25 protein-coding genes are annotated in these 24109 nt (G+C 36.6%); 7 read left to right on the forward strand and 18 right to left on the reverse strand.

Annotation, left to right across the window (positions count from 1 at the left end; translation table 11 throughout):
• Positions 1-102: 102 nt before the first annotated feature.
• Genes BN999_RS12980 through BN999_RS12990 form a run of 3 tightly spaced genes read right to left on the reverse strand, consistent with a single transcriptional unit; the run spans position 103 to position 2474 of the window.
• Entirely contained in the window at positions 103-774 is a 672-nt protein-coding gene (locus BN999_RS12980; RefSeq protein WP_096272007.1) for a response regulator transcription factor, read from the reverse strand.
• 10 nt (positions 775-784) lie between these two features.
• The gene (locus BN999_RS12985; protein WP_096272009.1) at positions 785-1564 is read right to left on the reverse strand and encodes an ABC transporter permease; all 780 of its coding nucleotides are present in this window, start codon (positions 1562-1564) and stop codon (positions 785-787) included.
• The gene (locus BN999_RS12990) at positions 1557-2474 is read right to left on the reverse strand and encodes an ATP-binding cassette domain-containing protein (protein WP_096272011.1); all 918 of its coding nucleotides are present in this window, start codon (positions 2472-2474) and stop codon (positions 1557-1559) included. The genes BN999_RS12985 and BN999_RS12990 overlap by 8 nt, the downstream gene beginning before the upstream one ends.
• 287 nt (positions 2475-2761) lie before the next feature.
• Here BN999_RS12990 and BN999_RS12995 point away from each other — a divergent pair, with 287 nt between their 5' ends.
• A complete protein-coding gene (locus BN999_RS12995; RefSeq protein WP_096272013.1) occupies positions 2762-3505 on the forward strand; it encodes an SDR family NAD(P)-dependent oxidoreductase in 744 nt (247 codons plus the stop codon).
• Positions 3506-3614: 109 nt separating this feature from the next.
• Complete coding sequence (locus BN999_RS13000) at positions 3615-4067, forward strand: staygreen family protein (RefSeq protein WP_096272015.1); 453 nt, start codon at positions 3615-3617, stop codon at positions 4065-4067.
• Between the two features lie 70 nt (positions 4068-4137).
• On the opposite strand, the gene BN999_RS13005 is transcribed toward BN999_RS13000, so the two are convergent.
• The 3 genes from BN999_RS13005 to BN999_RS13015 form a co-directional block, all read right to left on the reverse strand.
• Positions 4138-5964, reverse strand: a complete 1827-nt coding sequence (locus BN999_RS13005; RefSeq protein ID WP_096272017.1) for a M6 family metalloprotease domain-containing protein — start codon at positions 5962-5964, stop codon at positions 4138-4140.
• Between the two features lie 290 nt (positions 5965-6254).
• Entirely contained in the window at positions 6255-6719 is a 465-nt protein-coding gene (locus tag BN999_RS13010; RefSeq protein ID WP_096272019.1) for a hypothetical protein, read from the reverse strand.
• A 55-nt stretch (positions 6720-6774) separates the two neighbouring features.
• On the reverse strand, positions 6775-7794 hold the full coding sequence (locus BN999_RS13015) for a DUF2804 domain-containing protein (protein WP_096272021.1): 1020 nt from the start codon (positions 7792-7794) through the stop codon (positions 6775-6777).
• 261 nt (positions 7795-8055) lie between these two features.
• Between BN999_RS13015 and BN999_RS13020 the strand changes: the two genes are divergently transcribed.
• Positions 8056-10305, forward strand: a complete 2250-nt coding sequence (locus tag BN999_RS13020; RefSeq protein WP_096272023.1) for an FIMAH domain-containing protein — start codon at positions 8056-8058, stop codon at positions 10303-10305.
• 93 nt (positions 10306-10398) lie between these two features.
• Here BN999_RS13020 and BN999_RS13025 read toward each other — a convergent pair whose 3' ends face one another.
• The 8 genes from BN999_RS13025 to BN999_RS13055 all read right to left on the reverse strand — a co-directional run bounded on the left by BN999_RS13025 (position 10399) and on the right by BN999_RS13055 (position 18331).
• Positions 10399-11001: a hypothetical protein gene (locus tag BN999_RS13025; RefSeq protein WP_096272024.1), complete on the reverse strand. Its 603-nt coding sequence runs from the start codon at positions 10999-11001 to the stop codon at positions 10399-10401.
• A 59-nt stretch (positions 11002-11060) separates the two neighbouring features.
• Complete coding sequence (locus tag BN999_RS13030; protein WP_096272026.1) at positions 11061-12374, reverse strand: hypothetical protein; 1314 nt, start codon at positions 12372-12374, stop codon at positions 11061-11063.
• A 123-nt stretch (positions 12375-12497) separates the two neighbouring features.
• Positions 12498-12641 (reverse strand): hypothetical protein, encoded by a 144-nt coding sequence (locus tag BN999_RS20665; RefSeq protein WP_176481979.1) that lies wholly within the window; start codon positions 12639-12641, stop codon positions 12498-12500.
• A 26-nt stretch (positions 12642-12667) separates the two neighbouring features.
• Positions 12668-13882 (reverse strand): helix-turn-helix domain-containing protein, encoded by a 1215-nt coding sequence (locus tag BN999_RS13035; RefSeq protein ID WP_096272028.1) that lies wholly within the window; start codon positions 13880-13882, stop codon positions 12668-12670.
• Between the two features lie 369 nt (positions 13883-14251).
• Positions 14252-15247 (reverse strand): sensor domain-containing diguanylate cyclase, encoded by a 996-nt coding sequence (locus BN999_RS13040; protein ID WP_255247463.1) that lies wholly within the window; start codon positions 15245-15247, stop codon positions 14252-14254.
• A 146-nt stretch (positions 15248-15393) separates the two neighbouring features.
• Entirely contained in the window at positions 15394-16650 is a 1257-nt protein-coding gene (locus BN999_RS13045; protein WP_096272032.1) for a hypothetical protein, read from the reverse strand.
• A 270-nt stretch (positions 16651-16920) separates the two neighbouring features.
• Entirely contained in the window at positions 16921-17319 is a 399-nt protein-coding gene (locus BN999_RS13050; RefSeq protein ID WP_255247464.1) for a nuclear transport factor 2 family protein, read from the reverse strand.
• A gap of 25 nt (positions 17320-17344) precedes the next feature.
• Complete coding sequence (locus BN999_RS13055) at positions 17345-18331, reverse strand: GGDEF domain-containing protein (RefSeq protein WP_255247465.1); 987 nt, start codon at positions 18329-18331, stop codon at positions 17345-17347.
• Positions 18332-18520: 189 nt separating this feature from the next.
• On the opposite strand from BN999_RS13055, the gene BN999_RS13060 reads away from it, so the two are divergent.
• Complete coding sequence (locus BN999_RS13060) at positions 18521-19111, forward strand: hypothetical protein (RefSeq protein ID WP_096272036.1); 591 nt, start codon at positions 18521-18523, stop codon at positions 19109-19111.
• A 139-nt stretch (positions 19112-19250) separates the two neighbouring features.
• Here the strand turns inward: BN999_RS13060 and BN999_RS13065 are convergent, their stop codons facing one another.
• Positions 19251-19874, reverse strand: coding sequence for a DUF1062 domain-containing protein (locus BN999_RS13065; RefSeq protein WP_096272038.1), 624 nt, complete (start codon positions 19872-19874; stop codon positions 19251-19253).
• Positions 19875-20270: 396 nt separating this feature from the next.
• Between BN999_RS13065 and BN999_RS13075 the strand changes: the two genes are divergently transcribed.
• On the forward strand, positions 20271-20771 hold the full coding sequence (locus BN999_RS13075) for a DUF1697 domain-containing protein (protein WP_096272042.1): 501 nt from the start codon (positions 20271-20273) through the stop codon (positions 20769-20771).
• Between the two features lie 129 nt (positions 20772-20900).
• Here BN999_RS13075 and BN999_RS13080 read toward each other — a convergent pair whose 3' ends face one another.
• Positions 20901-21770 (reverse strand): AbaSI family restriction endonuclease, encoded by an 870-nt coding sequence (locus BN999_RS13080; RefSeq protein WP_096272044.1) that lies wholly within the window; start codon positions 21768-21770, stop codon positions 20901-20903.
• A gap of 131 nt (positions 21771-21901) precedes the next feature.
• Complete coding sequence (locus tag BN999_RS13085) at positions 21902-22549, reverse strand: RNA polymerase sigma factor (RefSeq protein WP_176481981.1); 648 nt, start codon at positions 22547-22549, stop codon at positions 21902-21904.
• A gap of 95 nt (positions 22550-22644) precedes the next feature.
• On the opposite strand from BN999_RS13085, the gene BN999_RS13090 reads away from it, so the two are divergent.
• Positions 22645-23073, forward strand: a complete 429-nt coding sequence (locus BN999_RS13090; protein ID WP_096272046.1) for a VOC family protein — start codon at positions 22645-22647, stop codon at positions 23071-23073.
• Between the two features lie 72 nt (positions 23074-23145).
• Here BN999_RS13090 and BN999_RS13095 read toward each other — a convergent pair whose 3' ends face one another.
• Positions 23146-23331 (reverse strand): hypothetical protein, encoded by a 186-nt coding sequence (locus BN999_RS13095; RefSeq protein WP_096272048.1) that lies wholly within the window; start codon positions 23329-23331, stop codon positions 23146-23148.
• 138 nt (positions 23332-23469) lie between these two features.
• Between BN999_RS13095 and BN999_RS13100 the strand changes: the two genes are divergently transcribed.
• On the forward strand, positions 23470-23925 hold the full coding sequence (locus BN999_RS13100; RefSeq protein WP_096272049.1) for a DUF4279 domain-containing protein: 456 nt from the start codon (positions 23470-23472) through the stop codon (positions 23923-23925).
• The last annotated feature ends 184 nt before the right edge of the window (positions 23926-24109 follow it).

Below are 24109 nucleotides of genomic sequence, written 5' to 3' on the forward strand. Positions count from 1 at the left end.
GTACTTTTTTTATCTCCCGCTTTAAGAAGAATATGTAAAAAAGGAGCGCTAATGATAGTAAGAAAAATATCCATCCCCACATGTCATGAACACTCCCTTCGTTTAATCAAATCGAAATCCTATGCCCCAGATTGTCTTGATATAGTTTGCTTCAGCTGCGTTTAACTTATTTCGCAAATTGCTTATATGCATGTTGATCGTTTTATCACTATCAAAGAACGGTTCATTCCAAACACTTTCATAAATATTGGCTCGGCTATATACCTTCTGCGGGTTTTCAAGAAATAATAGAAGGATTTCATACTCGCGTCCTGTAAGGTGGATTAATTGGTCCTTCACCTTTACTTCTCGTGTATCCAGATCGACTTGAATATCGTTGTATTGTACTTCCTTTCGATTACTGGCGGAAGACGATGTCGCATGACGCAATTGAATATTAATTCTTGCAAGTAGTTCCTTTACATCAAAGGGTTTGGTGATGTAATCATCCGCTCCGTTCATTAATAGCTCTACTTTCGAAGTTTGGTCATGGTTTGCTGATATGACAATAACAGGAATAGAAGCTTGTTTTCTAAATGCTTGAAGGAGCTCCTCTCCATCCATACCAGGAAGCATTAAGTCTAAAAGAACCAAATCGATAGGTTGTTGTTCGAACACCAATTTCCCTTCCGTACCCGAGTAGGCACTTACGGTAAGAAATCCATGCAGTTCAAGAGTTTCTTTTATAAGAGAGTGAATCGTAACATCATCTTCTACAATTAATATCGTTGCCATATAGATCAACCTACTTTATATCTGTTCGATTAAATAAGATAATACCTAATGTGGATGATAATAGAATAGTGATAAGACTCACTAGATTCATTTCTGGATAGGTAGCTAATCCTTCAATGCTAGCAAAATCATAATAAAACAAGAATGTTTCTGTAAACCAGTCTGAAACATGTTTAAAGTTTTCTGTCTGTTGAAAGATATCAGGTAAAAAACCGGTAGCAATCGTATAAAGAAAACACCATACCATGGATACACCACTATTCTTAGTTTGAAAACTAATCATGACATAGACCGAAACATTAGCCAGGATTAATAAATATAACGTACTAAACGTTTTCATTGCATATGGAAGGTAATTACTAATTTCGGCAACACTTCCAAAGCCAAATACTATGGAAAAGCTTATCATACCCATTGCCGTTAATACAAACACCCCAAGTAAAGAAACAATCGCTGCGGTCGCCAATTTGGATAAATAATAATGCATACGGCTACGTCCTAATGACAAGGCATTTCGGATGGTACCATTTTGAAATTCTTCTCCAATAAAGAAACTTATAAATGCACTAATCACTAGTAATATCGTAAGTCCATTTTTATCTATCATAAGAATACCTGATGCACCATTAATAACGGTATCAACTGCCTGGACGAGTTCCTTCCCATTGGAAACATTTAATTGCGTATTCACTACTTGAATAATAGGTAGCAAAAGAAAAATACCAATTACAATCATTAATTTTTTACTTCGTGATAATTTAATTTTTTCTGCGGCCAATAGATTAAACATGACGGTTTCCTCCTGTTAATTGCAAGAAATAATCCTCTAATTTCTGTCTAGTTGTACCAATCCGCGATACATCCAAATTAGCTAAGACCAATGAACGGTTTATTGTAGCTACATCGTCTAAGCGTTCATAAATATGAATCTCCGTTTTACTTTTTACTTCATAATCCTTTACCCCTAATTCGTCTAATACGGTAACTGCCTGTTGTACTTCTGAAGTCTCTAGTTCAACATATTGACGAGTTTCAAGTGCAAGGTCTTCTTTGGATATTTCCTTAATGATTTTCCCCTTATGTAAGATACCGTAGTGGGTCGCTATCTGTGAAAGTTCATCAAGCAAGTGGCTCGATAGCAAGACCGTGATCCCCCGTTCGTTCACCAATCGTTGAATGATTTCTCGCATTTCCACAATTCCAGAAGGGTCTAGACCATTAGTCGGCTCATCTAAAATTAAGAATTCCGGATTTGTGATCAGAGTAGATGCAATCGCTAAACGTTGTCGCATCCCTAATGAAAAGTTCTTCGCCTTTTTCTTCCCGGTATGTTCTAGCTTCATTAAGTGAAGTAAGTCATCAATCTCTCGTTCACTAACCCCACCATTTGCTGCTTGGACACGCAGGTTTTCACGGGCTGTTAACTCCGGATAAAGTGCAGGTGTCTCAATCGATTGTCCCATTCTTCTTCGTGCATGTTGGAGTCCTTTCTTATCGGTTTCGCCGAACAACTCCATCTTGCCTTCATCGGTAGTAATCAACCCCATAATAATGCGCATAAACGTTGATTTACCCGCACCATTCTCCCCGATTAAGCCATATATCATTCCGCGTTTAATCTCGATGGAAACTTTATCAAGAGCTTTGTGTTTACCATATATTTTGGAGACATTCATTGATTTAAGAATTGTTTCTGACATAACTAATCATCCTTTTATTTGTTGATAAGATTAGTATAGGGAACAAGTTTAAATAAATAGACTAGTAAAGTATAAAGAAAGTGTAAAGAAACGAACCTGTCCCCACGGCATCTAGGCAGAAAACTTGAATTAACTTCCTTCCGTGTTAAAATTATAATTAAATCAAATATCTCGAATTAGAAATAATTATAGAAATGTAGGAGTAATAATATCCTGCTGACAAATAATAAGTTCGAGATACATGATTCCATTATCTAAAATCATTCTAAATATTGGGGGAAAACATCATGGGTAAACTTGACGGTAAAGTAGCCATTATTACAGGTGCAGCACAAGGTATGGGTGCTATGCATGCTCGTAAATTTGTAGAAGAAGGCGCGAAAGTAGCAATCACAGATCTTAACTTAGAAGGTGCACAACAATTAACTGAGGAGTTAGGAGAAAGCGCAATAGCTCTTCAATTAGACGTAGCTAATGAAGATAACTGGGTAGACGTTGTTGCAAAAACAGAAGAAGCGTTTGGTCCAATCAACGTTTTAGTAAACAATGCTGGAATCGGTATCTTCAAAACACTAGAAGAATTAACAGTGAAAGACTTCGAACTAACATTTAAAGTGGACGAGCTTGGTGTATTCTTAGGAATGCAAAAAGTACTTCCTTCCATGAAAAAAGCTGGCGTAGGTTCTATTGTTAACATTTCATCAGTAGATGGACTAGTAAGTGCGCCAACCGCAATCGCTTATAGTGCTTCGAAACATGCTGTAACCGGTATGACAAAAGGGGCAGCTGCAGAGCTTGGACAACATAACATTCGTGTCAATTCCGTACACCCAGGAATTATTAAAACACCAATGGCGGACCAACCTGATGTTGAAGCATACTTGAAGCAATTAGAACAAGATATTCCATTAAGAAGAAGAGCAGAAGTAGAAGAGGTTTCTAATTTAGTAGTTTACCTTGCTTCTGATGATTCTAGCTATTCCACTGGAGCACAATTTGTAGTAGATGGCGGAATGATTTCTGACCTATAATAATTGAAAAAGACCCCTAGGGGTCTTTTTTTTCGTGCACTTATACCACGGGGACAGTTCCCAAGCCTTCCTAATATAATGTTTTATTAAATAATTGGAGCTGATTACTATGAGCAACTTTAAACCGGAAAAGTTAACAACCGAGTATGTAGATGGTGTATCAGCTATTGGACCACTCTTCTCGCGCCGATATACCTTAACCCATTCGGATTTTACTGGCGACTTATTTCTCACTATAGGAACGCAATTTACCTGGGAGAAACTTAATCCAATGGGGGACGAAGTTTTAGGGGAATGGTTAACAAATGGAGAACATATGGTGTATTGTGTTTATGTACAGGTAGATAAATCACCATATAACGAAAGCGAATCAAAGAAACGTCATGAAGTCTTTAGACGCGAATTACCACTGGCATTAGAAGCTATTCGTTATGGCGATCAGAAATTATTTTCTTTCTACCCAAATCTTGATTTTGTACCAATCTTTGTACATTTTATATCAGTATTTCCTCAGTCTTCCGGTCAAGAAAACTGGGGTGAATTTCAAAGATATAGATTGTAAAAAGTACCGCGGGGACAGGTTCCTCGGCTTATGAGCCAAGGTACCTGTCCCCATGGTTTTCTTTTTAATCTTATTTTTTATTCTTATTTTTACCATAGAAGAATTTAGCGGTTACCGATCCGTCTTCATTTTCTACAATATCTGTTACATGGATTCCAGAATCAGCCGGTGTATTTCCATAGCCTTTCCAGAAATAGTAGGAACCTGTATGAACATTTTTAGAGTTAGGTGTTAGCTGAGATCCTGTTTGGAAGAAGTCACCTGAATCACCACGGTTTACGTATTTCTCTAAATCATACTTCCCATCTGCTTGAAGAACTGACAAACCATAATGTGTAACCACGGTACCGTCGCTTGCAACTTCAGATTGGTTATACTGGAATCGCTTATTCATCCAGTTTTCCACATTATTCACACGGAATCCTGCTGTTTGATATAGGCTAATAATGTTTTCATCCACATGCCAAGCTACTAACCCGTGTGAGTCTTCGCCTTGGCGGATTAGCCCTTTGTTAAACCCACTTTGTTGGACATTTTCAAATAAGAAATACTCTGTCCCATTGGAACCAGGCACTTCCATTTTAACGATTCCGTTATCAGCATCTGCCTGATCAACAGGAGGTAAGGTAATTTCTTGTTTACCATCTTCAGGTGTTACTTGAATTGGGTTTACCCACCCTAAGAAAATCTTAGAGAATGGATCAAAGTGTGTCGGTGAGTTTCCAGAATAAGGTGCAGCATCTGGATAACGCATCCACGATCCACCCGCCATCATCGAATAGTTACCAACACCTTCTGATGAATAAGTCGTATCATAGAAATCTGGTAGTCCAAGAGCATGACCAAATTCATGAGCATATACTCCAGTTTGAGCTGGGAATGGACCTTGTTTCAAAGCCTCATCATACTCACCTGTTGCAGCGTTATATCCCGCAACGTTTCCGCCAATACCCGGTTGAATATTGTAGTTGTTTACCACAACACCATCATACGTCATATCCTCTGCAACAGTACGATCAATCCACTCAGCTTGACTGACTCCTTCAATCACATCTGGTGTTAATCCTGTTTCATAGTATTTCCCATAGTAAAGGGCACTTAATAGATTCCACTTATGAGACCAGAACTGTGCAGGATCACTACTAAACTCAGCACCTGTACCTTCATGAATGACGAACACATTCGGAACTTCCCCGTCTTCAGCATATTGAGAGAAATCCACTTGTTCATCCGCTGCTTTTAATAGATCACGGATGAATTCACCTGTGTGTGCATCCCCGTTCACATTCCCAAATACATACGTACCATTTTCTGCATAGGTACCCTCTTGATCTAAGTAATAGGAAGCCCCTTTTGGTAGCTCAACCCATACGAACTCTGTATTTTCTTTACGTACTAGATTTACTGCCCCATAACTAGATTCCTTATAAGCATTTTGCATCGTCCGATCCTTTGGTACATCTGGACCGTCATATTGCTTAAATACATCTAGTTCATATGGATTGTACTCCGTACCAAAGATTAAATCCTCATAGTATTCGGCAGGAACTTGTCCTTCCATGTCCCCAATTGGTTCATCACCATCTTTATACTTCGCTAATAATACAAGTACGGGTACATCCCCTTTTGTCTCGCTATAGGCAACACGATTATCCCCTGCTTGCTGGAACTTTTTACCGTGATTCGCCATTTTTTCAGTTGGATCTACTTTGGAGACATCAATCCCTAGCTCCCTCGCTTTATCAGCCAAATCCGGAGATACCCCCACATAGGTTGCTGGGCTGAAATCATACTGACTTGTTTTCTCTGCGGTCGAATCGCTTAATTGCAGACCCGAGAACACAACGCCACCTGCTAAAGCAAGAACCAACCCTACTTTCGATAGGACTTTCAACAAGATAACCACCCCTTAAACGTTAATATAAGGACTAGTGTATCAGAATAATCAGTGAATTAGGGAAAAATATATTGACAGGTTTCGACAACATGTCTTTAGAAAACTGTAGAAATGATATAAAACTACTAAACTTTCTGCTGATTTTTTTGCGAAAATAGACCTAATTATCTATTTTTTCTAGATTCTCTTGTCGTTCTATGTAAAAAAGTATTTTTATTAAATAAAAGAACCGCGGGGACAGGTACCTTGGAATTAGCCAAGGTACCTGTCCCCGCGTTGTTCTTCATTTATTACCTATTATCAAGCATGGCTCTTAATTCCAACACATCTGCTTCCACCAATTTCCTACTATCGTCCACCGTTACTAACGGCATGTATTCCTCTGCACGGGCTATGCTTTTTTCTCCTTCTTCCCATTGTTCTAATTCAATCTGCGCCCTTGCTTGTGCTTCATAAGCATAAGCAATGAAAAATGGGGGAAGTTCTGCTTCCTTACTAACGGTTACACAGAGCTCTGCATAATGCAATGCTCGTTCACCTTGACCGACCACTGCGTAAACCCTAGAAAGCTGCCAATACCCTATCGATATATTTTGAGGCGTATGATCTTCTACCTGTGTCCAATGCCAGAATGATGTATGGCATTGGTGAATCATTTGCTCTTCTTCGATAGAAGTTCGGTCACTCTTGTCTAGAAGGTCCCATGCCTTATTAAAACACTCTACAGCCATTTGTTTATGTGAGAAATTCTCCATTATTACTCTCCTTCAAGATTTATGTAGGAATTGAACTATCTATCATTCTATTATCTTACCACCTTGCCATATGGTCCTCTGCCCATCCTAGCATATTTTGTATTTCAACTTTCTCCCCTTGATCTGTTGTAATAGACCCATTAAAATGCCCTATCATCTGATGAACACTAGACTTGATAATGACCACATTTGTAGTCGCAATCCTTTCAAATAACGGGGTAAATTCTAGCGAAACACGTTTCGTCTCTTTCGTGTACAATTTCCACGGTTTCATATAGTTATTTGTATCATATTCCCAGGTAATGTCCTCATGTATCTTATGAAGCTTGTCTCCTACCAGAATACCATTTTCATTTTGACCGGTCCCATCTGTCCATTGACCACCGAAATTAAGACCAACTCTTTTCCCTTCCACAACACCAGAAGCAGAGGCCCAGTTCCAAGTGGACTGATAGTTCCACTTCCCACGTCCAAAGTCTAAGCAGCCAAAAGCATCATTCTCCTGTAATTGGAATTGCTTATTTCTCCAAGTAATTCTCCCTGTTGCCGGAATAGCTGGTTGCTTTGACGTAAATTGATATCGTTTATTACTCCAAGGAACCACTACATTCAGAGATTCATAGTCTTCCGGTCTAGTTAACACTAGATCCGCTTCAAGCGATTGTCCATCACCACTAAAGTTCGGACAATGTACCGTTATAGTCGTCACTTGTCCAGAGTCTTTAAACCGAATCGTCATCCCTTTACTTTCATAGGAAACTGATTCCTGTACCCCTTCTGGCATGGTAATCTTCTTGCCTAGAGGGACAAGTGTCGTTTTCTCATGGAATTGAAGCGTTTTCAAATCTAAAATATAAACAAACATCACCGCAGCATAATCAATATGAGAGATCGTTGCTGAAAATAATACCTCTGGCGTCGTGACACACCAATAATTCCACTTTTTCTTGCGCAGAAAACTTCCCTTTACATTACTGATGATATACGGTTTCCGAGCCCATCCGATGCTTTCTTCATTCAGAAGACCACTTTGGAGGCTTAACTTTGTCAGACTTGTTATTTCGCCGGGTTTCATGGGTAAACATCCTTTCTCGGGAAAGATTCGTTTTGATTAATATCATATTACCACAAGTGTACTGTAACTGGTTCCTTCGTCCTCATTCAAAATGCTCATTTAATTTAACGCCTCTTAATAGACTTGTCTTCTCTCACTGGATATTTTATAAATATTATCAATAAAGGAAATATTCATTTATATTTTATTGAAAGCGCTTTAACGTTAAAGAAGCTTCTATATCCAGTTTTATGCAAATTTAAAATAGCTAGGAGGAAGTTCATGCGAAATAAATCTTTTTTCGTAAAAGTTTTTATGATTGTAACTATGCTTGCACTTGTATCAACACCGTTTGGTCAAGCGAGTGCTGAGAACAATTCATTTCCAACTTATTCAGACCCAGTGGAACTAGGTTTTCCTTTAAGTGGTGGAACAGCGATTTACGATGGTGCGGCTGGATTTGAGGATGGGCATGATGTGCTTTATACGACAACAAAGGGAATCCCTGCACAATTTAGTGTGATCGACCTGGATACAGGGGAAACATTACGAACATTAATGATGGAAGGGGCACATGATTCTTGGCATCATGAGGTTGCTCCAGACGGAACCGTTTATGTTACTGGAGGAAGTTTTATTTGGGGTTATTCTCCTGAGACCAAAGAAATTCAAGCACTAGCAGAAATTCCAGAGGCTTCCCTATGGGCATTAGCCGTTGATGAAGAGAGTAATGCCTATATTGGAACATATCCTAGTGGCAAGGTCTTTAAATATGAAAAGGCAACTGGTGAATTACATGATTATGGACAAATGATTGGTGACCAGGCGCAAGAGTATGTTCGATCAATGGACTATCATGATAGCTATATTTACGCTGGAACTGCTCATGATAAGTTAATTCGTTTAGATCTCGAAACAGGAGAAAAAGTAGATATCGCAGAAGAACTGAATGAATCTGGCTTTGTTTATGACCTTAATGTAGTAGATGACCGATATGTTTTCGCTAGATACTCGGTCTCGAAGAAAATGTATATTTATGATATTCAAGAAGGTGTTTGGCTAGATGTTGTACTAGAAAATGTCACAGGACTTCATGTTGCAGATTCACTTGAAGGAAATGTTTACTTTGTGGCAGATGGAATATTAAAGTATGTTAATTTAGAAACGCTTGAAGTTCATGGTACCAACATGGCTTATGGTTCAGGCTTAAGAGGGGCTGACTGGGTGGAGATTGAAGGAGATGAACGTCTACCTGGTAAGAGTCTTGCCACGGTTACATTTGGTGGTGAGGTGACCTTCTTTAATATTGAAACCGAAACCGTTCTTCAATATAAAGATATGGTTCCACCTACTGCGAATGTCACCAATAAATTCTTCACCTATTCAGAAGACAAGATTTATATGAGTGGGATGACGGGAGCAGTTGGTGCGGTATTTAATCCTCTGACAGAAGAAATGACTAGCATCACCTTAGGACAGGCAGATGTGATGCATGAGATGGATGGAAAGATGTATTTCGGACTGTATCCATCAGGAAGTGTTGCGGTTTCTGATCCTGAAGTAGATCCATATGCACAACCTACCGAATTATTTGTCATTGGAGAAGAGCAGGAACGACTTCATTCCATGGCTTCTGGTGATGGTAAACTATTCATCGGTAGTATTCCAACATACGGGAAACTAGGCGGTGCACTTACAGTTTATGATGGCGAAACACATAAAGTCTTCCGTCATATTGTGGAAGACCAAAGTGTTAATGACATTATTTATCATAATGGCCTCGTATATGGTGCAACATCCATTACAGGTGGCCTTGGAAGTACCCCAACAGCAGAAGAAGCAAAACTATTTGTATTCGATCCGGAAACGGAAGAGAAAACAAAAGAAGTGACTTTATCCATAGATGGTTTAGATAAGCCAGCTCAAATCGGCCAACTTAAAGTTGGTTTGAACGATGATTATATTTGGGGAGCTTCAAAAGGATTTGTGTTTGCACTAGACCCGGATACACTAGAGGTTGTTAAAAGTGTTAATATTGTCCCGAATCCTGCCTTAGGCGCGTGGAATAATGTTCATCTAGAATGGTCAAAAGATGGCTTCCTTTACGCCAATGCTGGTTCTAAGTTATATGTAATTGATCCAGTTACACTTGAATTCCAATATATAACGGATACGATGACATTTACCCTTGGGGAGAATGGTCATATCTATTATGCGCCAATCGAGAATCGTACAAAGTTATTAAAGATTGAAGTAACGCCACCTGCTACAGAGGAAACGCTAGATTCATTAGGTTCCTTTATTGATTCCTATTATCAGGAAGGTGAATTACCACATCCAACCTATAAGCAATTAACCAACCAATTAAAACAGGCAAAACACTTTGAACAAAAAGGTGAACCAGCGAAAGTAGAAAGACACCTACAGAAAATGGTGCAACATTTGGAGAGATGGAATACGGATAGTGACGTTAAAGAGATATTGTTGGATGAGATAAAAAGTGCCATGAGGACAGGTACCTCAGCAACTTAAAAATAGAGCACCTTACATTAGTAAGGTGCTCTTCTTATCATTCAGAAGAAGTCTGTACTACTTCTAGTAAGGCTGAAGTGGTTCTCCTGTTAACTATTGAATATCGCCATCTAATTCTTTTATAAAATCTAACCAAGGTTCACTTCTTTTAAAATCACTTTTGTTTTTTATCGTCTCGTTTATAAATGGGTTTTCTAATGTGCCCATTACTTTATCATAATAAGATGTAATGACTTGGTTGCTTTCCAATAGTTCTAATTCTTCTTGACTAAGTTCATGAATTTTACTTAGATTATAATCTCTATCTACTAACATTTCATTCATAGAATGTAGATTATTCTGCACCTGGATAAGCCTACTTTCAGGAATTGTTGCATCCAAAATTAAGTCATCTTCATCTTTTATAAATTCATTATAGTTATTTTTAAAATCACTCAAATACTGGGAGGTTAGTATTACATTAGTTTCTAAGTTCTTCAATTCATCCAATGTTATCTCTCTGGTAGATATTACGTCTTCCAATTGAGTATTTATTATCTTTAAGTTATCTGCAAATTGGGTTAAAGGTTCACTAATACTATTTTTAATATACATTTCCTGTAAGTTGCTATTATTATTTTTGCTAAGCACAAGTAGCGCGATTAATATAACTAAAAATACAATTATTAAGGTGAAAATCAGTTTAGTTTTGTTCATATACTCTCTCCAAAAAAGTTAAGTAACAGTTACATTAGACTGTTACTTAACTTTTATTTTTATTTTGAAATATAATTCACATCTGTAGTCAATGTTGCAGTACCAAGGTATTCCAAAGTATCATTATTGTAATAAGGGATTGTATAAACAGACTTAGCATTCTTAGTTGTATTACTACCATTATGAGTTACCCAAAGTGTACCGTTATAAAATTGTCCCGACCTATGTAAGTAGGTATTTGAAAAACTTACACTTGCATCTCCAGGATATCGACTACCGCCACTATAAATTTGTGTGGAGCTAGCTTCTGTAACAGTCTGTGAAAAAGAACTAGGTGTATAAGAATAACTTAGAGGGCCCCAACCTATACCAAAACTTAATGAAAGGTTTCCGCTTGATTTTGATATTGCTGATTTATCCCATCCAATCTTTTGAAGAATATCTCTATTAGATGATGACCCCTTGTTAATTTCAGCATACCATTTTACTGGATTACTATAGTGTCCTGCCTGTACTACCGAGGCTCCGGAATGACTTTTACCATTTTTATCAGTATATCTCATAGAGTAAACTTCTAACTCAGTAAAAAATGGTTGTGTTCCACTCCATCCAGATGATCCGGTTATTGATGCTCTTACTGTTGTAACATGAGTTTCCGTTCCGCCCACAATTCGATAACTTGCTATTAAATCTCTGTAGACATAATCACTGACATTCGTGCTCATAATACTAATAAGTCCATCTTCTTCCTTTTGATAAAGAGCTGTAACATCTCTTTGTTCAACTTTAGCCGCTTTAAAGACTTTATGTCCCCACACATCAAAGTCTGCTTTTTCCATCGTATCTTTATTTACCTGCTGTAGGGCCTTTCCATTAATATCAGAAATTTTGTCCTCTACGATTATCAAATCATTTGTGATGTTATTTAAGAAGATTAATTGAATAATAGAATTATTTTCAAGAGACTTATTTACTAATAGATTTTCTTCTGCGACATCGTATTTTACTAAAGCATTAACAAGAGAAATTTCTTGGTTAGAGTCTTTTTTCTCTTTAAATTCAATGTTTAAATCGCCTTTATTTTGTGCACTGCCCTTAATCTTCCCTTTTTTGTTTATACTGTATACTTGATCATTATATGAAATTTCACCTTTTAGATGTAAGTTCAATCCATTCATAGATAAATCTTCTACAATAAATTGAACATCTTTCTGCTTAATAGATTCTAAACTTTCAATACCGTCTTCAGGTACCTCTAACAAAGCTTTCCCTCTTAAAATTTCTTCATTCTTTTCAGTAGATTGTGCAGATACTGTTATGCTACTTGTAACAATAAAAGTAATTGCAAATAGCAACGAGATAACCTTTCTCAATTTACATTCCCCTCTCAAAATATTTAAAAACTATTCGTTTTAAACGTAGCACATTTTAAGAGGGTGCATCTATTACATTTAGTTGGGAAAATATATTATTTTAGGTTGGACTTTTCATAAATTTTATTGAATAATTTCGTTTATGCTAGAAATATTTGTAGGTGGATGGATAGGTTCATCTGGTGTCGCCATATCTTTATTACTAAATGACCCTACTCCTGTTATTAATAATACCGCTAACATTAAAGTAACTAATATTTTTTTCATGTATATTCCTCCTGTTGAACTTCAGCTTAATAGTAGGACGCTTTTTTAAAATTATTACCATTACTAGAATAGTAATCTATTAATTCTTTTGCTAGATCTTGTGCTTCTTTAGAAAAGTTATTTTTCTTATAATAAGGATATAATATATTTTCAATAAATGAGTAAAATTCTACTTGGGAAAATAATTTCTTTTTATAGCTTTTGGCTTGCAAGTAATACTTTTGTTGGTTATTTTTTTCTGAAACCGCTAAGGCTGTATCGATATGTTTTATTATTTCCTCCTCATCTGCTTCAAAATGGAAAAGTAATTCAATTATCCCTAATTTACATATAATGTATGGAATACTATTCGTATCAAACTTTTGTTCACTTTCTATAAATAATTCCAATGCCTTTCTATATTCCTTTTTCTTTTTATATAATAACCCTAAATTAAATATGGTTTGATTATATAAATCATGTTGATTTAATAGCTGTGCATTTTGTATGACACTCTGGTAATTAGACTTTGCCTCTTCTAACAACCCAATTCGAACATAGTTTATTGAAAGAACAATTTGTGTATGTAAAATTCTTATAAAATTATTTTCGCGTTGAAAAAAATCCAATGCCTTTTTAGAATAAAAAATTGCTTTTTCATATTCTCGTAAATGACTATAAGATAATCCTATCAGGTAATAAAGCTCACTGTTAACAACATTAACATCCGTTTTAAGATTGGACATAAGGGAAAGTAGAGTGTTCTTCGCTTTGAAAGGATTATTTTTTAAGAGTAAGGCGTTTCCTGTAAGAATTTTGTATAAATTTTTTTCTGATGCCGAAAAGGAATTTTTAAACTTCAGTAAAAAACTTTCCATTGAGCTTATCTTTTCCATATCCTTTTTATAAATATAATATTTATAATGATATAGATGATAGGTATTAATTAAAGTAGTCAGGTTAGCATAATTTTCGTATGATAAGAATTCTTTATATATCTGTTCTATTAATTTATCATTACAATGTAAATTTGCTAAGAAGAAGTTTTCTAGAACCTCAATAAATCTTTCGTGATGGTTATTTTTTTCTTCTAGACTAATACCTAATTTTTTTATTAATAAATTTATTGTTTCTTCATTTCCGTTATATGAGTTATTTTCAATTTTACTCAAGTGTGAAATTGAACAAATTCCTCTCGCTAATTCAATCTGTTTCATTCCACGCTTTAGTCTATAATACTTAATTAGAGACCCTACCCTCATTATAAATTACCTCCCAACTAACGAATTATAAATTATAATCCTTAGTCAATTATACCCAATTATAATATTATTGTAATAATTTTACTGTTATCTGATATTTTGATCTGCTCCTTGTCCAGTATTTAATGGTATTATTCCACTTTAGCTTTCTATTCTATAGGACTAAGGCAGTTAAAGACCAGTTGCCTTCCACTGTGTGTTCTTCACTGTTAAGCCATTATTTTTTTCCATTAATATCATAAGAATGAGATTTATAGGACACAAAAAGCTCCCCCAAAGATAACAGATTTTCATTTTAAATCTGTTATCTTTGGGGGAGCATAATAATAATTATGAGGTGCCCCTTTCCTTGTTCAAATGAAGCTTATTCTACTTTAACAGAAGGTTATCTCCCTCCATACGAAGGTGCTCCTTCTTAACATTCTTATTAGAATACATCTTAGCATCCGCTTCACTTTGCAGTTTCTCCATAATACCAGTAGAAGACTGGCTGTATGCATAACCAATGGATATGTTAATCGGATAAAATGGTTTATCCTCTCTATTCCCTTGCATATCCTCTTGAATTTCTTGAATGAATAGTTCCACTTTAGTTACCCTTGCGTTTGCCATTAGAATAGCAAATTCATCCCCACCAATACGTGCTATAACAGTATCCTCATCAGTATACTTTTTCAACTGTTTGCCCACTTCCTGAATTAAGCGGTCTCCCATTTGATGACCGTATTGATCATTCACAATTTTCAACTCATCTAAGTCTGCAATTATGATAGCCATTGGAACATCACAAGTTTCATTGTAAAGTTTTACTTTGTTTTGAAAGTATTCTCGATTATGTAAATCAGTTAGTGTATCGTGGGTTGATTTATATTCCAGCTCCTGCTGCAACGCCACTTTTTCATCGATATTACGTAAAATCCCCTGTACCGCAACATATTCTCCATCTTTATAGACCGGTGTCGCGTATTCCTCAAACCAAATGTATTGCCCTTCTTTATTCCGAAGTCGCACCATAATAGGCTCGGAAAAGTTCAATTGTCCTACCTTTTTTCGCTCGAGTATCTCTGAACCCTCTGGATGTACCAGTTCAAATATTTTCTCAGGGTTCTGTGTATGTTCTTCTAATGTATTAGGGCCAATGATATCATTTACTGTTGGGCTTAGATATAGATAGTTCAACTTAGGCACTGTTTCACAGTAATATAGAATATCACGTACATTTTCTGCCGTTTCTACCAACGGCTTTAAATATTTCACTTGTTTTTCGAGCTCTAGTTTCTTTCTATATAGATTCGTTAATATTAGTAGAAGCGCTAAGATGATAACTACTCCAACCATCCACATCACAGTCCCACCTTTTTTCATTGATAGCCACTTTACTCATTTTAGTTTTGAGGTGTGAGCATTCTTATTCTACCATTAGATTCTGTTTTTTCAGAACGAAAAGACCGCGGGGACAGGTTCCTTGGCTCAGAAGAAACGAGCCGAGGAACCTGTCCCCGCGGTATATGCTATAACTTACTACGTTCAGGCATCACAACATATCCCATTGCCTTCCGCATTTTAAGCACTTTTATCAGTTGTTCCTGAAGAGTTGCACTACATGTCACCTCTATAATGACCTCACTTTTACGCTTTGCTATTAAGTTTAATTTCTTCTTTCTAATTACAACTTCAATAAGCAATCCCAGCAGGAAACCTCCAACTAATCCTATCAATCCCCAAATGATTGGGCCCCAATCCCATATGAACCCGTATATTGTTCCCAATACTGAAAAGACAGTTGCACTCATCATTGCTCCATCAAGAACACTTTCACCATCCGATCGATGGATGGTATCGATAATATGTGTCTGGGAACTAAGGTTTTCCACAGGTAATGCCACAATATTTTGCTTTGGCACACCCAGCTTTTCTATATCGTGAATGACGATTTCCACAAAGGGAGAATGATCAAATGTGGCAATTACTTTAGTAGAGTCCTCCTCTATGCTCATTTGTTTTGGCATGTTTTCATCCCTCACTCTCAGAAACCGTATTTGTTCAATATCAAATAATATATTGCTTTCTGTTACCGATACATAAGCTTGATAGATAGCAAAAGCAAACATAGAAGGTAAAAATAGAAACCACTGCCAATCCACCATTTTAAGCGCACTATCAAAATCTCCAAGGAACGAATTAAGCCAAGTACGAATAGCGACAGCCTTATAGCAAACAAATATCCACCAAGCCAAAATGAACGCGCCAACAACCGTACTGCCCCCATATAATTGACCCAAACCAGGTGTAAAAAACGACCAGATAAATCCGACCCAGGGCTTTCTCTTTTCTAAGGTGACAACATCGAAAAAACTAACATCTGAAGGAGTAACAGGCGCATCCTCAATTTCAGAGAGAATATGACTTTTCTTTATCTCCACAGCACATCGGTAACTGTCCCATATGGAATACAGATACACGGCCAAATATAGTAAAACCCAATCCTGATTTAAAACTGCCTTTGCTTCCTCAAATTCACCGTGAAAGGATAAAGCAATCGCCATATTTAGATTAGACAAGTTATTTACTACTAGTTCCCAAATAATTAGAATAAAGCCATGCAAATACTTCCCCAAAAACATATGTCCAAACCCTGGAAAGGCGGCAGACCACCAAGCTGCAATCCAAGGGTGACGGGGATAGACCGAATTGGTCCCCCAAATAGATATTCTACCTTTAGAATAACGTGGTTTTATGGTGCTAGACTCAAACTTCTGGTGCGGCATAGGAAATATGCTCCTTTAACTATAGCCTTATCCTAATATAAACAATATTTTCCATTTTATTCATAGAGACAACAGGATGTAAGGATTAATAGAAATGAAGATTTACCACTAGAATTTCCACCAGCATCTTTCTTTTCTACTCCATAAAAAAGGACATCTTCGCTCAGATGTCCTTAATAGTTTATGCTTCTTATTATTGTAATACTTTTGTGGTTATCATTGCGTTAGCTTTCTAGTTTATTTTAGAACCAAGAACCTGTCCCCATGGTTCTAAAATATCCCATTTTCATTAGGAGACTCTTCCGGTACAGCCTGCCCCACATCCCACAACTCAACCACTTTGCCATCCTCAAAACGGAATATATGAACCACAGCAAATCCAAGATCCTCTGGTTTTTGCCTCACATGGGAGTAAACCGTCACCAAATCATTCTCTTCAACAGCAAGCTTAACCTCTAACACCTTCTGAGGATTACCGGCTGCATCCTGTTCCATCGCTTGCATCAGTGAATCGGCATCACCATGAAAATATGGATTATGGTGGCAGAAGTCTGGACCTATGTATTGTTGATATGCTTTGCGAACTTTCCCTGATGCGACAAGTTGTAGAAATGATACAGCTTTCTCTTTTTGGGTGAGACTTGAATTAATCTGATTTTCTGTAGTCATCATGACCAGCCTTTCAAATTTATATTTACTTACCTTTTGCTTGATACATCGCCTTATCCGCTTCTCTAATCATCGTTTCCAAATCTGCTTGCATGACTTCTGTTGTAAAGGAACCACCAATGCTTGCCGTAACATGTACCAGCTGTTCATCTATTTCCATTGGCTCTTCTAGGGCATGGTGAATCCGTGTTGCGATTGCTTCCGGAACAGGGCGATTAACATTGGATAACAAAATCACAAATTCATCCCCACCTAAGCGACAAAGCAAGTCCGTCCCTCTTAGGACACCATCTATCCTTGCTACCACCATCTCTAACAATCGATCGCCAACTTCATGTCCATACGTATCGTTTACACTTTTAAATCCATTTAAATCGATAAACAACATAGCAATAGAGGAAGCATTTTCATCTTTTAACTGGTTAAATTTCTCCTTCAGTAATAACCGGTTTGCTGCCCCTGTTAAAGGATCCCGATATGCAATCTCCTGCAGCTTCCCGTTTGCTTGTCTAACTTTTTGGATGAAGAGTACCAGAAAACTAGTGATAAATATACCAAACAAGATCAGGTAAACAAAATCTTCCTTCCCGACATTCGGAAAAATCTCTTGGTGTAGATAGATATACGAATAGACAGTAAGTAGAATGGAAGCAACACCCGCAACCAAGACCACTCGTATATTTTGATAGATAGCACTTAACGGGAGTGCTAACCACATGAAAAGATAATTAACTAGATAAGGAGAATCCGTCAATAAAACATAGAAATAAATATACATGAAGCTAACTAATACATACATCGTCAGCTTCGGGTTTACTTTTTTATGTAGTAAAAGGATTACAATTAAGTAAAATCCAGCAAATAAAAAAGCTGGTGGAAAAATACTCGCTATCCCCTCAATGAAACTATTAATAGTAATTTGAATGATAAAATAGGCACTAATTAAAGTTACTAGTGTTACATTACGTCGATGAAAGAATTCCTGATTAATCATAGCTGTACCATTTCCCATCTGATGAATGTGCAAAAAATAAATCTATCTATATCAATGATTATAACTTACGATAGAATAAAATAATTAATTTTTCTATAATTTTTTTACCCAATTGGACTTTCTATGAAACTATAAAAGACTTCAGTCGTATGATAGTAAAGCTTATCTGAGACAATAGACCACACATTATAGTAAGGGAAGATGCTTTTGAAAAGAAAATCACAAAAGGCAAGTGAAAAACAAAACAAAAAACGAGAAAAAATCATTTTTGTTAAGCTCATTATCATTGGGATTACGGTGTTAATTGGTAGCTCGGTTCTCGTATACAATTTCTTTGAGGGCGATCTCTATACAGCGTTCGTATTGGATTTAGTAGGTAAATCTTTTCTATATGCTGCAGCTCTACTATTTTGTTCCTTTATCCTGTATCTTTGCTTTACCATAACGGTTATAAATCCTCAACGAGTCAAATTGAAAAAGGTCATCGCATTCGCATCTGTCGGAATTATAACGTTAATCCTAACCATCTTTTTAGTAAGATTTAGCTTTAATGAAATCACAAAGGGTGCTACTGACCTGTCGGCTTATTCCAAAGGTGAATGGCAGGTTAAGGAAATGCTTGTCACAGATGTCTATCGTGGTGGTTATCACACAGGACCCGGTGTGCTGATTGAAACTAAGGAAGGCGAAATGTCACTTCATTGGGAGAACTACTTTAGTAATGTAGGTGAAAAATATCGATTTACCTATTTGGATGCTACTAACACGATTATTAAGGTGGATAGAGTCGCTGATTAGCTACTAAAGATTGGTTCTTCGGTGCCTGGCACCACCCGAAATATGTCGACTAATGTCGAATAAACGGACTGATAAGAACAGAAAAAAGGATTGGTAAACTGACCTTACCAATCCTTTTTGAATACTCATTTTGCATTTATTAAGAGATATTCTCCACATATTCCCTTAAAGAACCTGGAGCAGCTTTCTGATGCCCATTCCCTTTAACCGTTATTTCTAATTTATCGGTCACTTTGTCTTTCATCGAAACACCCGGGCTAAGCAACAACATCCCTGCCTTCGCATACTTCTTCACCTGGGACCGTGAAATTCCCAGTATTTCGGCAAGTAACTTATCGATTCGAAGACCAAATTCATATTTACAGTTAATATGAATGGTCACTTCATTTGAAACTAAGTGAAATTTATCCTTTTTAATTTCATAATGAATCTCTTGATTCACAGCATCACATAGCTTTTGTAATTTACTCGTTTGGAAAGCATGATGCCAGATTGTTTCTTTATCATTATTCATATATTTTTGAAGTAGTTTGGAATCAATTTTGTTTACATGGACTCTTGAGAAAATAGGGTAATTCCATGTATTTTCACAATGCACACACTTATAAATAAGCCAAATATCCACCAATTTTTGATTCGCATTCACCCTGAATTTATCACTACAATAGTATTCGGTGCTCCCCTTACAATTCCTACAATTTCGTATGACCTTAGGGGTTTCCTGTGCAATAATTTCATACGTAATAACATGATTTAAACTCATAACTCGCTCCTCCTATTTTTCAGAGGAACGCTAAATAATGCTGATGGGAGAAATTTTTTCCCATAAAAAAAGCAGAACACCTTATAGGTATCCCGCTTGGAATGTAAACAACAGATTATCCCGCGTTCCCTGTAATGGCTAAAAATAGGCACACTTCTCCCGTCGCCTGAACCGTCCTGTTCAAAAAGAAATGTACTATTTAATTGCTTAACCATTACAAGTAATTTGGCAAATCCTATTCCACCTTCCATATTTCTCCTATCTAAAATTATATAGTATTTGTTTTGGATGTCAACAACTGCTCACCAAATATTATGACTATTTATAATATTGTAAGCTAAGAATGTAAATATTATATATAATAGAACTAGCACTATTTTCTAGGAGGAACGAAGAATGTCTTATGTTGCATTACTCAGAGGAATCAACCTAGGTAAAAGGAATAAAGTAGATATGAAATCGTTAAAGGCTCTCTTTGAGGAAATGGGCTTTCAAAACGTGCGGACCTATATTCAAACGGGTAATGTCTTGTTTGACGAACCTATTTGTGACGAACAGCAGATGGAAACCCAACTGAAGAACACATTTGGATTTGATATTCCTGTGACTATACGTGCTAAAGAAGATTTAGAAAAGATTCACCAGCATCCCTTATTTACGAAAGACAATGTATACCTTCTTTTTCTAAAAACACCAATATCAAACGAGCAACTCGAACTCCTGAAAGAAATCGTTGATGATGAATTTGACGTAATTGATCATCAAAATATTATCATCCATCTCTCTAAGAATTTTCATCAAACCCGATATAACAATGCCTTTTTTGAAAGGAAGCTTCAAATGAACTCGACCGCTCGTAATCGGAATACAGTGGAGAAGGTTCTAGGGAAGATGTAAGGGATAGATGGAACCCTAGCCGTACTAAGAATGGCTAGGGTTCACTTATTAAATGGCTTTAATGTATAGGGAAATGTTTAACACCTATATGTTAAAGCCCTCGTTCATCTTTTGCTAAGTGCAACGAGGTTAAGCTTTCTTAATAGGCGGGAAGGTTTTCACCGTTTCTGAAATCCTCCTCCAAATTAAACATCTTTCTTCCATTGACATCTGCGTATCCAGTTCAAACTCACCCTTAAACTTATACATAATATGCCCCAGGGGCCCTTTTACTTTTGCAAATACAATTCTTCTGTGTTTCTGATGATGAATGACTTCATGTATATGATCGTCAACTTTATGTTCATGGGCGTTCTTTTCCCTAATTACTTTCCCATCAGCTGATATGGAATTATCCCATTCTCCATTCGGAAATAACTTTGGAAACCAAATCATCGTTTCTTCATGGTAGGGATGTGTTGTACCGCCTCTTTGGAATCCCTTATAGCTGTGACCAAATACATTCGCCGCATCGGCACATGTTCTGAATGCGACATTATCCTTTAGATGAATCTCGCCTTTCTTTATATACGTTTCAGGAGAAATCTCTTTTTCTACCTCCCAAGGTATAAAGTCCGATCCCATTTCTTCTACCTTACTATGAATATAGTGAACTACTTCATCTATTTGTTCATGAACAGTAATTAAATCTTTAGTCACATCGATTCTTTTAATTTCATGACCTGTAATACTAATGATATCTTGCTCCCTAATTAAATCGTTCTGGGCTTGTTCTGGTGATTGATGGTACCCTTCATCTATTTCAATATGTAAATTCAATTGTGGGAAAAACATATCGGTCAGGGCATACTTGCCATCTTCTCTTACTATGTATTGTTGCGTGATAAACTTAATATCGATATTGTCTAATCTATTCCATATTCTAGTAATCACATAATTCTCATCGTTCTTTTTATTCGTCTTAGCTAGCTGAGCCTTAATATATTTATATTTCAACATTCTTGCAATCCCCCGTCAGTTCTTTATCCTAGATTCCTTACAATCAGACTACCAATAATATCTCTTGGGTGACAATAGATAAGGTACAAAGAGGCACTTCAACAATTCGAGTCAATATGCCCACCGAACAACTAAGATACAATCTCTAAAATATTCCCATCCGGATCTATCACATGGAATGTAGAATGCACAGAACTTCTTCGCACCTGAAAGTTTCGTGATTCTAATAATCGATAATAATAAAATATTCGCATCGGCTTAGACTCCCGGATGGCCTTAGAGAGGGCTATCAAGATTTCGTGATCAGGGGTTAGAGTTTCCATATCAACATTACTATTTATCAATTTTAGTTTCTTTCTAGAACGGTGAAGTGCTGTTTTAATAGACTCATTGCTTACTCTTAACATGGATGCTATTTCTTTTGAACTGTATCCAAATACATCCTTCAAGGTAACCAGCATAGCCTGTTTTAACGGTAAGGTGGTAAATAAAATTTCAATTAGTCCATAATAATCTATAAAATCGTACTCTTCACCTAATAGTTCTTCATTAAATGATATACTTTCTTTATACTTCCTTTTCTCATCGATAAAGTGATTTCTAGCTACCGTACATAAATAGGAATATGTAAACTCTTTTTGTGGTTCAGACTTTTTTATTTTAAACACCTTTACTATCGTTTCTTGCACTAAATCCTCAGCAGTCCAAGGAGAGCCTGATAACGTTAAGCAATACTTATAAAGCTTATTAATCGTTAACTCTAAATCTTCAAAAACCATGGTTTACCCCCTTTTTTAAAAAAATTATATATTCATGTAACTTTTACCCTATTATATTCGTTATAAGGAAGAATTTCATTTCAAGGAGGAAGATTATGTTTAGAGTAGGTGGAATCTTTATTCCAGTAACAGATATGGAAAAGTCTATTGATTGGTATGAGAAGTTTCTAGGTGCCAAGATAATCGATCGTTGGGAAGATGGGGCTGGATTTTATTTACCAAACGGGACAGCACAAATGGCTTTAGTAAAAGTGGAATCCCCTCAGCCAACTGAGTTTACTATTAAAGGTGAAAGGAAAAATTGCTATTTTAACTTTGTCGTAGATGATATAGAAACGGCCCATCAGCATTTTAATAGCAATGGCATCGCTACTACCGAAATCGATGATTTGGGTGGAATGAAGTTTTTCGATTTCTTTGACCTGGATGGTAATCCATTTAGTGTTGTTAATGAATTGGAGGGCTCCCCTTACCATTCTGATAATGTTAGGGAATTGCAGGAAAGAGATAAAAGGAAAATATAATAGTTTATAAAAAGAATTACCATTCAAATAGATTGGTAATTCTTTTTTTGGGAAAGAGATTTAATGAGCAGCCTATTCTATTTTCTCAAAGATGAGAATCGCTGTATTTAAGACCGTTCCCAGTGCACCGCCTTGCGAAACAGATTGAAACTTGATGTCTTTTAATGTAGCGCCGTTTTTAGCTTCGTTAGCTATTTCAGTGTTCATTTTCTCTTCCAAGTCATACGTGTTTTCTGCAAATACTACTCTTGTAAACATAGGTGAGTACACTCCTCTTTAATTATTGTTAGTTCTTAAATTATACCACTACTTTTTGATTCTCCTTTTTTATAAAACTACTTATAATTATTACAGACCATCCGTCTATATCCCACTTCCAGATTAGGAGTGTTAACAATGCCTAAAAAGACGTCAATTGAAGCATACTTTTCTTTAGAAAAAAATGAACCTGACTACGATTTTGCAATATCCGCCGTAACAGATAGGTTAGGGATTCTTCCAACGAAAACAAAAAAGAAGGGGGAGTGGGTTAATATGTCCTCTCCACCTAAACGAAAGCATAGTTATACACAATGGAAATATAGGACAGGGAGAATTGAAACTTATAATTTTGAGATGGTGATTAAGCAAATCGTCCACACTTTTAAAGATAAAGTGGACACCATTAATGAGTTAAAACAAGAGTTACAACTTGAACCCAAATTATGTGCAGTTGTTTATGTAGAAGATGGAATATCTCCTGGATACCTCATTGAGTCTGAGGTCATGCAATTTGCCATTAACATAGGGGCTGAATTGGAAATTGACGATTTTATTTCTGGATTTGTAGAGAATGAAATCGATAACGAATAATACATTGAGGCTGGGACATAACTAAAAGTATAAGTTGAGAACCTGAACGAAACACCACATCAGATCCGGAAATATACGGAGACTCCTACGGGAGGATAGGCATCGGTGAGACCCCGTCAGAGCTTTAGCTCTGACGAGGCTCACCAGCCGCCCGTGGCAAGGTAGACACTGTGAGGTACTCTCG

The organism is Paucisalibacillus globulus (assembly GCF_900184735.1).
GTDB classification, from domain to species: domain Bacteria; phylum Bacillota; class Bacilli; order Bacillales; family Amphibacillaceae; genus Ornithinibacillus; species Ornithinibacillus globulus_B.

Excerpts from the sequence above, each read along its gene's own strand:
- BN999_RS12980 (WP_096272007.1), bottom strand. The coding sequence starts at position 774 with ATGGCAACGATATTAATTGTAGAAGATGATGTTACGATTCACTCTCTT.
- BN999_RS12985 (WP_096272009.1), bottom strand. The coding sequence starts at position 1,564 with ATGTTTAATCTATTGGCCGCAGAAAAAATTAAATTATCACGAAGTAAA.
- BN999_RS12990 (WP_096272011.1), bottom strand. The coding sequence starts at position 2,474 with ATGTCAGAAACAATTCTTAAATCAATGAATGTCTCCAAAATATATGGT.
- BN999_RS12995 (WP_096272013.1), top strand. The coding sequence starts at position 2,762 with ATGGGTAAACTTGACGGTAAAGTAGCCATTATTACAGGTGCAGCACAA.
- BN999_RS13000 (WP_096272015.1), top strand. The coding sequence starts at position 3,615 with ATGAGCAACTTTAAACCGGAAAAGTTAACAACCGAGTATGTAGATGGT.
- BN999_RS13010 (WP_096272019.1), bottom strand. The coding sequence starts at position 6,719 with ATGGAGAATTTCTCACATAAACAAATGGCTGTAGAGTGTTTTAATAAG.
- BN999_RS13015 (WP_096272021.1), bottom strand. The coding sequence starts at position 7,794 with ATGAAACCCGGCGAAATAACAAGTCTGACAAAGTTAAGCCTCCAAAGT.
- BN999_RS13020 (WP_096272023.1), top strand. The coding sequence starts at position 8,056 with ATGCGAAATAAATCTTTTTTCGTAAAAGTTTTTATGATTGTAACTATG.
- BN999_RS13025 (WP_096272024.1), bottom strand. The coding sequence starts at position 11,001 with ATGAACAAAACTAAACTGATTTTCACCTTAATAATTGTATTTTTAGTT.
- BN999_RS20665 (WP_176481979.1), bottom strand. The coding sequence starts at position 12,641 with ATGAAAAAAATATTAGTTACTTTAATGTTAGCGGTATTATTAATAACA.
- BN999_RS13035 (WP_096272028.1), bottom strand. The coding sequence starts at position 13,882 with ATGAGGGTAGGGTCTCTAATTAAGTATTATAGACTAAAGCGTGGAATG.
- BN999_RS13040 (WP_255247463.1), bottom strand. The coding sequence starts at position 15,247 with ATGAAAAAAGGTGGGACTGTGATGTGGATGGTTGGAGTAGTTATCATC.
- BN999_RS13045 (WP_096272032.1), bottom strand. The coding sequence starts at position 16,650 with ATGCCGCACCAGAAGTTTGAGTCTAGCACCATAAAACCACGTTATTCT.
- BN999_RS13050 (WP_255247464.1), bottom strand. The coding sequence starts at position 17,319 with ATGACTACAGAAAATCAGATTAATTCAAGTCTCACCCAAAAAGAGAAA.
- BN999_RS13055 (WP_255247465.1), bottom strand. The coding sequence starts at position 18,331 with ATGGGAAATGGTACAGCTATGATTAATCAGGAATTCTTTCATCGACGT.
- BN999_RS13065 (WP_096272038.1), bottom strand. The coding sequence starts at position 19,874 with ATGAGTTTAAATCATGTTATTACGTATGAAATTATTGCACAGGAAACC.
- BN999_RS13075 (WP_096272042.1), top strand. The coding sequence starts at position 20,271 with ATGTCTTATGTTGCATTACTCAGAGGAATCAACCTAGGTAAAAGGAAT.
- BN999_RS13080 (WP_096272044.1), bottom strand. The coding sequence starts at position 21,770 with ATGTTGAAATATAAATATATTAAGGCTCAGCTAGCTAAGACGAATAAA.
- BN999_RS13085 (WP_176481981.1), bottom strand. The coding sequence starts at position 22,549 with ATGGTTTTTGAAGATTTAGAGTTAACGATTAATAAGCTTTATAAGTAT.
- BN999_RS13090 (WP_096272046.1), top strand. The coding sequence starts at position 22,645 with ATGTTTAGAGTAGGTGGAATCTTTATTCCAGTAACAGATATGGAAAAG.
- BN999_RS13095 (WP_096272048.1), bottom strand. The coding sequence starts at position 23,331 with ATGTTTACAAGAGTAGTATTTGCAGAAAACACGTATGACTTGGAAGAG.
- BN999_RS13100 (WP_096272049.1), top strand. The coding sequence starts at position 23,470 with ATGCCTAAAAAGACGTCAATTGAAGCATACTTTTCTTTAGAAAAAAAT.